A 14809-nucleotide genomic window follows, 5' to 3' on the forward strand; every position below is an offset into this window, starting at 1 on the left:
GACGGCGTCTCTAAGGCCGGCAAAGCATCAATAAGGGTCTGCCTCGTGGCCCATACGGTTTGCATCCTCTACGGCCTGCTCCCGGACGGTCTCGTTCGAGCCCTTCCTTGCCTGCTCGAGTCCTTCCCGCACTCGGCGCCCATAGTCCTCGTCCGCATTCGTGAAATATTCCACCATCTTGTCTTGAATCCGTATATCGCATTGGATCAGCGCACCCACGAGGTTGTTGATCAGGTCGTTTCGCTCCCAATCCTCAAACGCTCTGTACGTATCCCCGGCCTGCTTGAAATCCAGCGTGCGATCCAGCTTCTGCCGCACGAGGTTGGCATCGTAATGCGGCTGATGCGGCTTCGCCGTCTGCGATGCTTCCACCAGCCCATCCGTCATGGACGGCTCGTAATCGACATGCGGGCTTTGGCCAGGCGCCTTATCCACGAAAAAGGACATCTGCCCGCCCCGCTGATTGGTAGCGACCCGTTTCTTCGGCGCATTGATCGGCAGCTGCAGGTAGTTCGTGCCTACGCGGTGCCGCTGGGTATCCGAGTAGGAGAAGGTACGCCCCTGAAGCAGCTTGTCGTCCGAGAAATCAAGCCCGTCAACCAGCACGCCCGTGCCGAAGGCCGCCTGCTCCACTTCGTTGTAGTAGTTCTCCGGATTTTTGTTCAGCACCATTTTGCCTACCTTCAGGAATGGGAATTGATCCTCCGGCCACAGCTTCGTCGGATCCAGCGGATCGAATTCCAGCTCGGGATGCTCGTCGTCGCTCATAATCTGCACGCACAGCTCCCACTCCGGGTAATCCCCGCGTTCAATGGCTTCGTACAGATCCTGCGTCGCATGGCTGTCATTCATGCCCTGAATCTTGTTCGCTTCTTCCTGCGTAAGATTCTTGATCCCCTGCTTCAGCGGCTCCCAATGATATTTGACGAGCACGCCGGTACCTTCTGCATTGACCCATTTATATGTATTCACACCGGAGCCCTGCATTTGGCGGTAGTTGGCCGGGATGCCCCAAGGGGAATACACAAACGTGATCATATGCGTCGCTTCCGGGGAACGGGAAACGAAATCGAACATGCCTACGGGACCCGGAACGTTGGATACCGGATCCGGCTTGAACGCGTGGACCATATCCGGAAATTTGAGCGGATCGCGGATAAAGAATATTTTCAGGTTGTTGCCGACCAGATCCCAGTTGCCCTCCTCGGTGTAGAATTTCACGGCAAACCCGCGCGGATCCCGAAGCGTTTCAGGCGAGCCGGAACCGTGGATTACGGTTGAGAACCGGACAAACACCGGCGTGCGCTTGCCTTCAACCTGGAACAGCTTGGCCCGGGTATACTTCGAAACGGGCTCATCGCCCACCTTCCCGTACGCTTCGAAGTAACCGTGCGCTCCCGCACCCCGTGCATGCACAACGCGCTCCGGAATGCGCTCCCGGTCAAAATGCGTGATTTTCTCCAAAAAATGATAGTTCTCCAGGGTCATCGGCCCCCGATTCCCGACCGTTCTCACATTCTGATTATCCGAAATAGGATGTCCCTGCCGGTTGGTCAGCGTATCCTCCCGCTCCGTCTCGCCGCGGTTCTGCGCAAAGTCTTCCCGTCCCTGGTTCGTTCCATTATTACCATCATGCTCTTGGCCACTCACGACTGTCATTCCTCCTTGGATATAAGGCTTGTAAATTGGTTCTATTACTATGGATATTATGTCCAAGGCGTGAAAATGTATGAAAAGCCCTTCATTTTATAACAAACTTAATCATGCTCGCCCAGTAGGGAACGCGTAAAGCTGATCCATTCCCTGACGGCAAAGGACAGGTAGCGGTCTTTCCTCCAGATCATCCCGAGCTGCCACGGGATCGATGGATTGTCCAGCGGCAATATCGTCACCCGCGAAGAATCGATCTCTTTGCATATCGTTTCGGGAAGCAGCGCGATCCCCAGATTGGCGGCAACCATGCCGCTGATGAGATCCCACTGCGAGCTTTCATAGACCACCCGCGGCTCGAAGCCGGCGCTGACGCATTCGCGGATAATCCGGTCATGGAGCGTAAAGTCTTCCCGGAACAACACAAACGCCTCGTCAGCAAGCTCACTCAGGTGTACATGCTCCCTTCCGGCCAACCGATGGGATGGATGGAGTAGCAGATTCAGCTTCTCTTTCACGAAGGAATAATAGTGGAATACGTCTTCATTGACAGGCAGCACGGCGACGCCGATGTCCGTCTGGCCGCTCTCCACGTCCGCCTCCACCTTCTTGGCGCCGTCCTCGATCAGCTGAATGGTAATCTTCGGATATTCCCGGTGGAACTGCCCGATTACTTCGGGAAAAAAGCTTGAGCCCACCATGGGCGGAAGCCCGATGCGCAGATGGCCGCGCTTCAGGTTCATGAGATCTTCCAGTTCGGCCGATACCCGCTGGAAGGATTCCACCATCTGCTGGGCCTGCTGATACATGATTTGGCCGGCGTCGGTCAGCTCAATCCGTTTGCCCTGACGATAGAACAAGGTAACGCCCCACTCGTCCTCCATGTTGCGAATCGTTTTGCTGATCGTCGGCTGCGTAATGTACAGCTTCTCTGCGGCCTTGGTGAAGCTCTGGTTCCTCGCTACCTCAAGAAAATACTCCAGGTGCCGTATGTCCATTCCCGATGCTCCCTTCATTTTTGGCTATGTATAGATAAATGGAATACTTATCATTCGATATATGCATTTTACCTATGAAAATTATCGTTGTAAAATTTCAATACCAATGAAAATAAGGAGGCCGGTCATGGTCAACATGTTGAAAGGAACGCTTCAAGTGGCCGGATTCATGCTTCTTTCCTTAGGGATGGATCAACTGGCCGCCTGGCTGAATATCGGAATTCCGGGCAGCATTCTCGGAATCGTGGTTGTGTTTATCCTTCTCGAAACCAAGATCCTCCGTCTGGAGTGGATCGAGCTCGGCGCCAATTGGCTTCTCGCCGAACTGCTGCTGTTCTTTATCCCCGCCGCGGTCGGGATCATGAAATATTTCCCGATGCTGGAAGCCGAAGGGCTCCAGATTCTGGCCGTTGTTTTGTTCAGCACCGTCATCGTGATGGTAAGCTCTGGGCTGACGGCCGGCTTCATCTCATCCAGAAAGGGGCGTAAAACGCCATGAACATCCTGCTGACCGTCATCCTCGGCCTGCTGTTAACGATCGGGATTTACGGGGGAGCCAAAAGGCTGTATCGCCGCCTGCCGAAGGTTTATTTATCGCCGCTCCTGATCACGCCGGTGCTGATTGTTGTGATATTGACACAAACGGGCGTATCCTATGAATCATACAATGAAGGTGCGCAGTGGATCAGCAAGCTGCTCGGACCGGCCACGATCGCTTTTGCCGTGCCGCTGTACAAGAACTTCCAAACCCTGAAGAAACACGCGGCCGAGATTATGCTCAGCGTGCTGACGGGATCGGTGCTGGCCATGTTATCTTCCGCGTTTCTCGCAAAATGGATGCACCTGAACAGTTCTCTGGCTACCAGCCTGGTGCCGCGCTCCATTACGACGCCTATCGCCATGAACGTATCCGAGGTGATCGGGGGCGTGCCGAACATGACCGCCGTCTTCGTCATTATGACCGGGATTCTCGGGTCCATGATCGGACCCGCCATCATGCGGATCTTCCGGATCCGGGGCGATATCGCGAGAGGGGTTCTGTTTGGGACCAGCGCCCACGGAACCGGCACCTCCAAAGCATTCGAATTCAGTTCCCTCTCGGGAACCATATCCAGCATTTCGATGATCGTCGCCGCGCTCTTCACCCTCGGAACCGCACCGCTGATCATGTCCTTTCTTTATTAATATTTGCTAAAACTCTGACAAAACCGGCAATGACCGGTTTTTTCGTTGTCTTTTTGTGTTGTTATAGGAAATTTCGGGACTTACTTTAACTCTTTGACAACCTCCTCCGAAGAGGTCATAATAAATTCTGTTCATTAGTTTTGTTAAATAAATGGTATACGGAACGTAAATCTACAGTAAGAATAACGTCTATGTATTCTTAAAAACGAATAGCCGCCGAAGTTTTGCGAACAGGTCTGTGGCGGCCCTGAAAGGAAGGCGATACAGGTGTTCTCCACCTCGCGGTTTCGGTTAACGATTACGAAGCCATTTATATTTTTCTCTGTTATTATGCTGCTCAAAAGCTACCTGGCCTGGACGGTCATTTTTGATGATGTCATGCCATGGAAACCGCTGATTACGGAAATTCCCTTTATCTGGCTTGTGTTCAGCTTGATCGAATGGGTTGCTTCCAAGCGAAAGCTGACGGCTTATATGAGCGTTAATCTGCTGCTGACCGCCATCTTCTTTGCAGCCATTATGTATTATAAATATTACGGTGTCATCGTTACCTATCACGCGTTAGAGCAGGTGAACCAGGTAACGGCGGTGAGCAACAGCGTATTCTCCTTGATGGACCCTTACTATCTGCTGATCTTTACGGATATCATCGTGATGTTTGTTCTGTTGTGGCGCAGCGACCGCGTTAAAAATTGGAAGACTCGGCATGCGAAAAAAGAAAAACGCAAAATTATCCCGATTGTTTTTGTTGTCTCTTTAATGCTGTGCCTGTTCCAGATCATGCCGAACCGCGCAAGCATGAACGAAATCGTGAAGGCGCAGGAAATGGGGATTCTGAACTACGAGGCCTACACGATTTTCCAACAGGAGAATAAAGAGCTCGTGGATGCCAAAACCATTACCCAGGATAAAGTCAACGCATTGAAAGGCCTGGAAGCGTCCGATAAGGAGGCCCTGCTCACAGGTGTCGCCAAAGGCAAGAATCTGATCATCATCCAGATGGAGTCCTTCCAGAAGTTCTTGGTCGACCTCAAGATTGACGGCAAGGAAATTACGCCTAACATCAACAAGCTGGCCCGCGAGAGCAATTACTTTCCGAACTTCTACCAGAATGTCGGTCAAGGCAATACCTCGGATGCCGAGTTTGTTGTGAATACTTCCTTCTACATTCCGCCGCGGGGTGCGGCTACGCAGCATTATGCGGACAGGGTTCTGCCAAGCCTGCCGAGACTGCTGCAAGGGGAAGGATATGATACGGCGACCTTCCACACCAACGTCGTGGAGTTCTGGAACCGCGGGGAGCTGTACAAGGCGCTCGGTTTCAACCGTTATTACGATAAAGCGTTCTTCGGTGAAGACGATAAGCTGTTCTTCGGCGCTTCGGATGACGCTCTGTACTCCAAAACGGCCGCCGAGCTGAAGAAAATGAACGATGCCGGTAAACCTTTCTATACCCAGGTCATTTCCATGTCGGCTCACCATCCGTTCACGATTCCTGAGGATAAATATCGGATGACCCTGCCGGAGCGGTATGAAGGCACCTTTGTCGGCGACTACATCCGTTCCCAGAATTATGCCGATGACGCACTCGGCAAATTCATCGAGCAGCTGAAGAAAGACGGCGTATGGGATAACAGCTTGATCGTTCTCTACGGCGATCATCTTGGACTGCCGATTTACTCCCTGGACCACAAGGATAAAGAGCTGATGCACGAAATTTACGGCCGCGAATATACCTCCGGAGATATGATCAACATTCCGCTTATCATCCATGGCGAGGGAATTCAGCCCGAAGTGAAGGAGCAGGTCGGCGGACAAATCGACCTCTTGCCGACGGTGGCCAACCTGCTGGGCGTATCGATGGACCATCAGCTACATTTTGGCCAGGATCTGCTCAATCACACCGATAATAATTTGCTGCCGGAGCGGTATTACCTGCCTTCGGGCACGTTCATCAACAATACGACCCTGTACATTCCGGGCATCGGCTTTGAGGACGGAACCAAGCATCCGCTTCCGAATTCGGACGTGAAGAAGACCCAGGCTACCAAGGAAGAATTCGAACGCGCGCTGAAGCTGCTTCATCTGTCCGACAGCTATATCAGACAACAGCCATACCATAAATAGTCCGTTGCAGCATGGGACAACTCTCCGGAAATCTTGGAGGGTTGTCTTTTTTTGTATGCCTGGCGATCATCCGAAACCCTTGATATATAAGGATTTATATAGCCGATTGCGACTGTTATTTGACATAGTGGCTTACTTTTTCTTATGATTAATAGCAATATACCTTGTTTTGAAGACCGCGTTCGTGGTGAAATTACGTACAACTACTCAAATCACTTCATATTCATACGCTGACAATTAAGCCATATATTTTTTAGAGCAAATCGATTACGAATTGTAGGAGTGACGATCCGACTTGGACCCCATACGAAGGATAAACAGAATTATATGTTCCACACTTGGCTTACTGCTGATTGCTTCCGTTTGTAATGTTCCCCTGGTGGACATCACCGATTCCGCTGCGGCGACGCAGGGAATGGAAGCCTCTGAAGGCACTCTGCCAGCGCCGACGCCGGTACCTAAAAGTCCGGAACCCGTTCGGTTGATGCTGGAGTCACAACGCCATGTGTCTCTGCTTTCCTTGCATAACGTTACATGCAACACGGATACCGATATGTTTCTCCTCCTCAAGCACATGAAGCTAGAACCTTTAAAATTCCGGTCGAATTACGTTGACAGCCATGCATAGTAATTGATGGTTATTAAAAAACTAATTCGGATCAGATAAAAAAGGATGTGTTTTGTTTGGACGACAATATAGGCTTAAATTTATTCTTAGTCGCTGTGCTTATCGCAGCTACCGCTTTTTTCGTTATGACGGAATTTGCTATCATAAGACTTCGTCCCAGCCGGGTAGACCAATTGGTGATGGAAGGGCGCAAAGGTGCTCTCGCCGTCAAAAAGGTAACATCGAATCTCGACGGATATCTGTCCGCGTGTCAGCTCGGGATTACCATCACGGCGCTCGGTCTCGGCTGGCTCGGGGAACCGACCATCGAGAAGATTCTGCACCCGGTGTTTGACAGCCTTTCGATTCCTGCGGCGATCGCTTCGCTGATCTCTTTCTTGCTTGCATTTATTATCATGACTTACATTCACGTCGTAATCGGCGAACTTGCACCGAAAACGATCGCTATCAATAAGGCTGAAGCCGTGTCGTTCCTGTGTGCGACGCCGATTATCTGGTTTAACCGCATTATGTATCCATTCATCTGGCTCTTGAACGGATCTGCCAACAAGATTGTCCGTCTGTTCGGCATGCACCCTGCCAGTGAACATGAGGAGGCTCACTCCGAAGAAGAACTCCGCATGATTCTGAGCGACAGTTATGAGAGCGGAAAGATTAACCAAGCCGAATACGGTTATGTAAGCCGAATTTTTGCTTTTGATGATATGCTTGCCAAAGAGATTATGGTACCCCGTACCGATATGATCTGTCTGTATGTTGACAAGCCGCTTGCCGCCAACCTGCAGATTATCAAGCGCGAGCAGTACACCCGGTTCCCGGTTGTTCGCGGAGACAAGGATCAGATCGTCGGCATGGTGAACACCAAACAGTTCTTCCTGGAGTTCGATGACAATTCCAATATCGACTTGACCAAGCTGATTCATCCGGCCATGACGGTATCCGAAGCGATTCCGATCAAGAAGCTGCTTCGAAAAATGCAGCAGGAAGGCACACATATGGCCATCCTGATCGACGAATACGGCGGTACGTCCGGGATGATCACCATCGAGGATATTTTGGAGGAGATCGTCGGCGAGATCCGCGACGAATTCGACGAAGATGAAGAGCGCGAGCTGACCCAGCCTGAGCCGAACCGCATCATCGCAGACGGCAAGGTATCCATTAACCGGATCAACGACCTGCTTCATACGGACCTGAGCACCGATGACCTGGATACGATCGGCGGCTGGCTGTACGGTCATAACTCCGAACTCGCCAAAGGCGATACGTGGAGGTACAATGACCTGACGTTCACCGTCATCGAGAAGAAGACCCACCGTTACACGAAGCTGCAAATCGTCAAAGAAACGCCTGAAGAAGCGGCGGAAGAAGCCTCTGCCGTTGCAGCGGCCAGCGAAAGCAACGAATAGATAACAGGATGACCAAGCCGCCATGCAGCCCTTACCGGGTATGCATGGCGGCTTTTGGTTTGGCGGGATCGCATTTTAACACTTTAATAAGTTATAACTCTGCTGTAATATAGAAATTATCTAATTTCTAACGTATTGGGGGCAGCAAGTCATGAATCGTCAAATCGCCATCATCGGAAGCAGCGGCGGCAATCTGTACAATCTCGGCGGCAAAGACCCGCGCAAGCTGCTGGATGAGATCTTGATGCAGATGGAGAGTGCAGGCCTGTCTTGCGGGGCCCTGCAGTTTATCGCTGCCCAGGTCTCCATGGACGCAGCCAAGGATACGACGCCTGCGGCTCTTTACAGCTGGAGCTCTTCCCAAGGAGAGCCCATCATTGTCGCTGAAGGCACCCTTCAGCAGGTCAATCAGGCGGCCGAGCGGCTGGACCGGGAGATTGCCGAGCAGATTGAACTCGGCGAAATTGACGGCATCATCGTCATGAGCGCCGATCCGGAGGGCAGCAACCGGCATGCCATTGAGGCCGCTGCCAAATTCCGCCTCCCGGTGACGGGTACGGGTGGTACCTCCATGGCCATCATCCAAACCAAAGGCGCACATGTCATTGCCGCTTCCGGCACAACCGGAACAACCAACAGAACCCGCGCGGTCACCTTTGTCACTTCCCTCAGCAAGCATTGGCGGCTTACGTACCGGCCGGTCATCGGGAATGCGTCCGCAAATATCCATGCGGTGTCCGGCAGCTCGTCTCCATGGCGAAGAATCAATATTCGGGGCATCATGATGGCGTCTCTCCCCGGTTTCATCGGCATGGCCCTGATCCTGGCGGTCAGCAAAATCCCGGGGTTATCTTCGTTGACCGAAGTGTTTGACCTGCTGATCAAGGCGCTGCCGGTCATCGTTGCCGTCATTGCAGCCAAACAGGTCTCCGAGTTGGACGAGGTGTCCATCGTGGCGGGCATCGTGGCAGGCGTTCTGTCCGTCGAAGGAGGCATTATCGGCGGCATCATCGGCGGGATCGGCGCAGGCATTATCGTCCATTACATATTCCGTCAATGCGTGGAGTGGCGTTTCCCCGCTACGACGGTCAACATTGTTGCCGGCGGCGTGTCGGGACTGATTGCCGGTTTGTTGGTCTACTTCCTGATTGCGCCGATTGCGCTGAGCGCAGGGCAAGGCATCCGCTTCCTGATCGAGACGCTTGTCTCCTGGAGTCCCGCCATGGCCGGATTGATTGCCGGCCTGCTGATCTGGCCCGCCATCATCGGCGGCGTCTATCATGCGGCCATCCTGCCGATTGTGCTGCTGGAGATGGAAACAACCAGCAACAGCTTCCTCGGCGCGGTCGATATGGTCGGCTTGGTGATGGTATCCGCAGGCATCACGCTAGCCAATATTATCGCTCCGCGGGATAAGGGAGAAGCCGCCGTCGCAGCCCCCGGATTCGCCATCAACATGGGGTTTGGCACCTTCGTTGAAGCCGCCTATCCGTTCATGTTTTCGAACAAGCTTGTATTTGCCGGAGCGATTGCCTCGGCTGGACTTGGCGGCATGCTCGTCGGTTTGTTCGGGGTCCGGGGGACGGCCTATGTGCCCTCCTTCATCGGGCCCATTACATCGAATAACACGATGGGCTTCCTGATCTCGATGGCAGCCAGCCTGCTCTGTTCGTTCCTGATCACCTTCTTCGTTAACAAGTTGTCGGGTTACCGGGATGCCAGGAATACCGTGAGCATGTAATGCGAAGCCGGTTCAACCCTATGCATTGGTGCTTCTCCATGACATAAGAAGCCAGCCCCACAATAAAAGGACGGATCAAGCGCATCAGCTTGATCCGTCCTTTTATCATGCATGCTATCTGCCTCCCCCATCGGCTTCCCCATAATGGCGTCAATACCGGATCATTGCGGTGCTGGATTCCTTGCTGACAGCTGCAGGCCAGCCTGAATCAAGGTTCCTAAAGAGCTTACATTCGCAGGCTTGTCCTTATTTTCTTACGAAAACGGGCTAACCAATGGATCGGAAAAAGAGTCTATATAGTAGATAGGCTCCCCATTCGGCTTCCTAACACCCATTCGATATGCAAGGAGGTTATGACGATCGAGAAATTCAGAAGGATATCGCTCTTCGCGCTGACCAGCGTCCTGTTAGCCGCTTCCCTCATCTGGCAGGGCGAGCAAGCAGCCGCTAACGAAGCGGAAGGCTATTACGTAAACGTCGGCGGCACCCATATAAAGGACGTCCATGTTCGCAAAGGCAAGGCGTACGTTCCGCTCAAATCCTTAGCCGATGCAATGGGATACGAAATCTCGTATACGCTGCAGGAGGAGCTGGACAACTTTCATCAATATGACCTGAAAGCGGCAAGCGGTCCCCCAGTATCGGTATGGGGAAACGACAGCTGGGGATATACGATCGTACGGCGGGCTACGCAAGAGATGAGCGTGAACGATATCGACATTTATAAACCGGCGAGGCTGTGTGCCGAAGAATCGGACCACTGCAAGCTGGACAAGAGCAAGTACGACGGTCCCCTGTTCATAAAGAACACCCTCTACGTCCCTGTCCGCGACATGGCCAAGGCCTTGAACTTAAAGCTGACCATGACGAAGACGCCGAAAGGACGCAGCATCCAGCTGTCCCTGCATTAACGAAGGCTCCCTTCACATGTTGGATCATGATTCATCAACAAGAAGCCAGGCGGAGTTATCCACTCCGCCTGGCTTCTGAATCTAGAATCGATTTTATACTCCTGCAAAATTCCTCATTCCAGCCCCCTGATCTCGATGTCTTCCGCGGACGTAATGTCCGAAATGTCGAACACCCTGAAGCTGTAAGTACTGGTTTTCCCCTTCATATAATCGATATCCTGCTCCACCTTCTTTACGCTCTCCGCCGTCTTCAAATCCGCAGCATAATAATCGATGGCAAGATCCGTCTCCCCCGGCACCGTCACCGAAGGCAGCCGCCGAATCAGCTCCAGCACCCGTTCCTTCTCCTGCGCCAGACTATCCGCCGTCAAATCCGCGAATACGATCAATCTGATGTTCTGACTGACATCACCCTCGGCGCTATTCGCCAGTTGGCTATAATCACGCTCTAGTGTTTCGGCACCGGCGTTCACATACGCCTCCCCAAACGCCTGGCCCGGATAAAGCTCATCCAGCAGAGGTTTCAGCCGGTCCCTCAGCTGCTGTCCCCAGAGCCGGTTCAGGTAGGTATCATTCGATATGACGGGAGGGCTGGCTTCATTACTGCTCAGCGTAAATTCAAGCTCTGGCGCCTGCTCCGGATGAGCCGTAAGATGATACGAGCCTATGGCCCAGGTATAATCCACGTCCGTGACCTTAAAGGGTTCGTTGTACTTCTGTTCCAGATAGGACTCCGCCGCTTCCTGAACCTCGCGTTTCTCTGCAGCCGTCTTCATGAACGGGGCGGATCCCCAGGTGTACCCGGCGTAAATCGACCCTGCGAACAAGGCCAGTCCGATGATCGTCCGCACGACGATTTTCCAAGGGGAGGCGAGCTGACGCCGCCGCTTCTCGTCGAACATCGGTTTCCTTGGCGATCGGTAGCTGAAGTAGATGACCGGTATGATCAAACCTATAATATGAATCCCAATTGCTAGCGGACCGATAATCAAGCCCAAGTATCCCAGTGTCATGAAAAAAATAAACAAAGCCGCTCCCTGCAGCGCCATGAGCAGCATTCCGCCTATGATCATGCCCGGCGTCCCGATATAAAACATCCCGAGCCCGGTGCATATCAGAGAGAGCAGCGTAGCCATCCATTGATGTTTCTTCAAGTTATCATCCATCCTTCTTACGTTTGTTTGTGAAGTATTGTCAGATGCTGTCACCATATTATAACCGCTGCGAAGCCGGAGATAAACGATTGAAGCACTTTCGCGGCAGACGAGCGGCGTTCCGTGATGTTTTTCTTGCGATGATCGAATGCGTTCGGCTCGGTGGGTAACAATCTCTAATCAACAAAAGCCCACTTCACCGTGGTGAAATGGGCCCTTGGTTCAACGGGAAACCTGCCTAGAAATAAAGCTCAAAAGAAAACTCCCCTATTCCTTCGGATGTATCATTTCTTCCGGACGGACGATCCGGTCAAAATCCTCTCCGCTAAGCAGACCGCTTGCCAGCGCCGCTTCGCGAAGCGTTGTCCCTTCTTTATGCGCACGTTTCGCGATGGCGGCGGCATTCTCGTATCCGATATGCGGATTCAGCGCCGTCACCAGCATTAGCGACCGCTCCATGTTCGCGCGGATCACGTCAAGATTGGCTTCGATGCCGATGGCGCAATTCTGGTCGAACGAATCCATGGCATCCGCCAGCAGACGCACGGACTGCAAGAAATTATAAATGATGACCGGCTTGAAGACGTTCAGCTCAAAATTGCCCTGGCTTGCCGCAAAACCGATCGTGGCATCGTTGCCCATCACTTGGCAGACCACCATCGTCAGCGCTTCGCTCTGGGTTGGATTTACTTTCCCCGGCATGATGGAGCTTCCCGGTTCGTTGGCAGGGATCGTGAGCTCACCGATGCCGGAACGGGGACCGCTTGCCAGCCAGCGAACATCGTTGGCGATCTTCATCAGATCGGCAGCCAGCGCCTTCAGCGCCCCATGGGCAAATACGATCTCGTCATGGCTGGTCAGCGAATGGAACTTGTTGCTGGCGGACGTGTAGCTTTTTCCGATCTGCAGGCTGATTTCGGCCGCCGTCATTTCTCCGAATTTCGGATGCGCGTTAATGCCGGTACCCACGGCGGTGCCGCCAATAGCCAGCTCGCGCAGCGGTTCTACGGCCGAAGCCAGCATCAATTCGCACTTCTCCAGCATCCGGTGCCAGCCGCTGATTTCCTGTCCGAGCGTCAGCGGCGTTGCATCCTGAAGGTGCGTACGGCCGATTTTGATCAGGTCCTTATATTCATCGCTTTTCTTCTCGAACGTTTTCTTCAAACGGCGGAGCGCAGGCATCACCTGATCTTCCATGGCCACGACCGCAGCCATGTGCATCGCCGTCGGAAACGTATCGTTGGAGCTTTGGGATTTGTTGACGTCATCGTTGGGATGAACGCGCAGCGTGCTGTCTTTTCGCTCGAGCAGCTGATTGGCCCGATTCGCAATGACTTCGTTCACGTTCATGTTGGACTGCGTGCCGCTGCCGGTCTGCCAAACCACCAGCGGAAAATGCTCATCCCACTTGCCGTCCACGATCTCATCGGCCGCGGTTGTGATCGCATCCACCTTATCTGCATCCAGCTTGCCGAGCTTGCCGTTGACGATGGCCGCGCTCTTCTTCAATATCGCGAACGCCCGAATGATCTCCTTCGGCATCGTTTCGGTTCCTATCCGGAAATTCTCGGAACTGCGCTGTGTCTGCGCTGCCCATAACTTATCCGCAGGCACTTTAATCTCACCCAGGGTATCCTTCTCAATACGATAATCCATCCCAACTTCCTCCTTTGGTCTCCTTGAATGCTGCCATGCCCTGAACGAGAGCCCTTCCACCATGGAAGAGCCCGATCCTCGGGTTCAATCGCATAGCATAAAGCGCTTTATATTCCATCTCTCCTATTATGACACAGACTTGCCCAATAAAAAAATATACGCGATGAAGGCTGCGGCTGTTGTTCTCTAAGTCTCAGCCCGGCTGCCTTCCGGGCTCGCGGTCGTTTACGGGCATATGACTTGTAACGAACGGCCATCACCGTTCCGTTCGCCGTCCTTATTCAGGCTAAGTCAATCATCTCCCTGCCTTATAACAGCCACTCGAACCAGCGCGCATGCCCATCCGTGCGTGCCGTCGTAAACTTGCTCGGCACGCCCCCGAGGATATAATCGGCATGCAGATCCTCATCCTGCATATTGTTGTAGACGTGCACAATATCGCGCTTGCTTCCAATCTCGCTCAGATGCCGCAGCAATATTTGCTTGGACGCCTCCGGAATCTGGTTGGCCACATGCGTATGAAACACGCAGATCACGGCCTCTTCCGGAATCTCCTTCACGATGTCAGGCAGCAGCACCGTCCCATCCCCCTCCCGGAAACGTACGTCTGACTGCTGCTTCAACGCCTCCGCCGCATGCTCCAGCATGGACACCCGATCGTGATTGCCCGGCCAAATCAAAGCTCGCAGCCATAAGAAATGTTCCGGGTTCCGTACGTCATTCACATGCAGATCGATCCCCATCCGGTAAACAACCGGCGGACTGGAGGCCGGCAGGAACGGTTTGCGGTCTCCCCTGATCTCCGATGTAATGCGCACCTTCGATTCCGTAAGGCCGTAACTCGCCGTGTCTCCATAGGAATAACTGTATTGATCCCACAGCAGCTGCAATCCGGCACTCGTTCCAAGCTCCACCAGGGCAAGCGGCTTCCGGACCTTGTCATAAATGGAGCAGAACACCGGATACAGGTACGCGCAGCGACGGACTTCGTTCGTCTGTACCCGTTTGCGCTTCAGGATTCCGATAATGGCTGCTTCATGCTCCAGCACGAATGCCCGGAAATGGGGATAACAGGAGGCCATCTCCTTCGGGTGCTCCGCAAGGCCGGGGTAATACGCCCTCAGCTCCGGACCCTCGCCCTGAAGCAGCAAGTATTGAACCGCTCCGAACAGCATATTGGGCACGGGCTGGCCGGACGGAACCAACGCAGCGACCTGCAGCACCTCTTCATCATCGGCAATATGCCGGGCCAAATACTCATAGAACACGCTGGAACCCGGACATTCCCGCTCAGCAAAATGACGAAATACGTTCACCAACCGTTTCGAATCCACCCTATACCACACCCCT

The 14809-nt window shown here is 53.1% G+C and carries 11 protein-coding genes; 6 read left to right on the forward strand and 5 right to left on the reverse strand.

Annotated elements, in window-relative coordinates; genetic code table 11:
• Positions 1-27 precede the first annotated feature (27 nt).
• Positions 28-1659, reverse strand: a complete 1632-nt coding sequence (locus tag MHI43_RS30445) for a catalase (RefSeq protein ID WP_235201594.1) — start codon at positions 1657-1659, stop codon at positions 28-30.
• Positions 1660-1757: 98 nt separating this feature from the next.
• Positions 1758-2648, reverse strand: coding sequence for a LysR family transcriptional regulator (locus MHI43_RS30450; protein ID WP_015737828.1), 891 nt, complete (start codon positions 2646-2648; stop codon positions 1758-1760).
• Between the two features lie 127 nt (positions 2649-2775).
• On the opposite strand from MHI43_RS30450, the gene MHI43_RS30455 reads away from it, so the two are divergent.
• From MHI43_RS30455 to MHI43_RS30480, 6 genes are all read left to right on the forward strand, one after another.
• Positions 2776-3147 (forward strand): CidA/LrgA family holin-like protein, encoded by a 372-nt coding sequence (locus MHI43_RS30455; protein WP_009590362.1) that lies wholly within the window; start codon positions 2776-2778, stop codon positions 3145-3147.
• Positions 3144-3833 (forward strand): CidB/LrgB family autolysis modulator, encoded by a 690-nt coding sequence (locus MHI43_RS30460; RefSeq protein WP_036659285.1) that lies wholly within the window; start codon positions 3144-3146, stop codon positions 3831-3833. Before MHI43_RS30455 ends, MHI43_RS30460 begins: the two co-directional genes overlap by 4 nt.
• Positions 3834-4100: 267 nt before the next feature.
• Positions 4101-5960 (forward strand): LTA synthase family protein, encoded by a 1860-nt coding sequence (locus MHI43_RS30465; RefSeq protein ID WP_036659287.1) that lies wholly within the window; start codon positions 4101-4103, stop codon positions 5958-5960.
• A gap of 684 nt (positions 5961-6644) precedes the next feature.
• On the forward strand, positions 6645-7997 hold the full coding sequence (locus tag MHI43_RS30470) for a hemolysin family protein (RefSeq protein ID WP_015737831.1): 1353 nt from the start codon (positions 6645-6647) through the stop codon (positions 7995-7997).
• Between the two features lie 151 nt (positions 7998-8148).
• Entirely contained in the window at positions 8149-9738 is a 1590-nt protein-coding gene (locus MHI43_RS30475) for a PTS sugar transporter (RefSeq protein ID WP_036659289.1), read from the forward strand.
• Positions 9739-10091: 353 nt separating this feature from the next.
• Entirely contained in the window at positions 10092-10649 is a 558-nt protein-coding gene (locus MHI43_RS30480; RefSeq protein WP_015737834.1) for a hypothetical protein, read from the forward strand.
• A gap of 113 nt (positions 10650-10762) precedes the next feature.
• Here the strand turns inward: MHI43_RS30480 and MHI43_RS30485 are convergent, their stop codons facing one another.
• The 3 genes from MHI43_RS30485 to MHI43_RS30495 all read right to left on the reverse strand — a co-directional run bounded on the left by MHI43_RS30485 (position 10763) and on the right by MHI43_RS30495 (position 14793).
• Complete coding sequence (locus MHI43_RS30485; RefSeq protein WP_036659290.1) at positions 10763-11803, reverse strand: hypothetical protein; 1041 nt, start codon at positions 11801-11803, stop codon at positions 10763-10765.
• 267 nt (positions 11804-12070) lie between these two features.
• Positions 12071-13459 (reverse strand): class II fumarate hydratase, encoded by a 1389-nt coding sequence (gene fumC, locus MHI43_RS30490; protein WP_015737836.1) that lies wholly within the window; start codon positions 13457-13459, stop codon positions 12071-12073.
• Positions 13460-13767: 308 nt separating this feature from the next.
• On the reverse strand, positions 13768-14793 hold the full coding sequence (locus MHI43_RS30495; RefSeq protein WP_036659291.1) for a DUF2332 domain-containing protein: 1026 nt from the start codon (positions 14791-14793) through the stop codon (positions 13768-13770).
• Between the last annotated feature and the right edge of the window lie 16 nt (positions 14794-14809).

Source organism: Paenibacillus sp. FSL H8-0457 (assembly GCF_038051935.1).
GTDB classification, from domain to species: Bacteria; Bacillota; Bacilli; order Paenibacillales; family Paenibacillaceae; genus Paenibacillus_AQ; species Paenibacillus_AQ lautus_A.

What these genes read in the sequence shown, in the direction of transcription:
- MHI43_RS30445 (WP_235201594.1), bottom strand. Translation starts at nt 1,659, where the DNA reads ATGACAGTCGTGAGTGGCCAAGAGCATGATGGTAATAATGGAACGAAC.
- MHI43_RS30450 (WP_015737828.1), bottom strand. Translation starts at nt 2,648, where the DNA reads ATGGACATACGGCACCTGGAGTATTTTCTTGAGGTAGCGAGGAACCAG.
- MHI43_RS30455 (WP_009590362.1), top strand. Translation starts at nt 2,776, where the DNA reads ATGGTCAACATGTTGAAAGGAACGCTTCAAGTGGCCGGATTCATGCTT.
- MHI43_RS30460 (WP_036659285.1), top strand. Translation starts at nt 3,144, where the DNA reads ATGAACATCCTGCTGACCGTCATCCTCGGCCTGCTGTTAACGATCGGG.
- MHI43_RS30475 (WP_036659289.1), top strand. Translation starts at nt 8,149, where the DNA reads ATGAATCGTCAAATCGCCATCATCGGAAGCAGCGGCGGCAATCTGTAC.
- MHI43_RS30480 (WP_015737834.1), top strand. Translation starts at nt 10,092, where the DNA reads ATGACGATCGAGAAATTCAGAAGGATATCGCTCTTCGCGCTGACCAGC.
- fumC (WP_015737836.1), bottom strand. Translation starts at nt 13,459, where the DNA reads ATGGATTATCGTATTGAGAAGGATACCCTGGGTGAGATTAAAGTGCCT.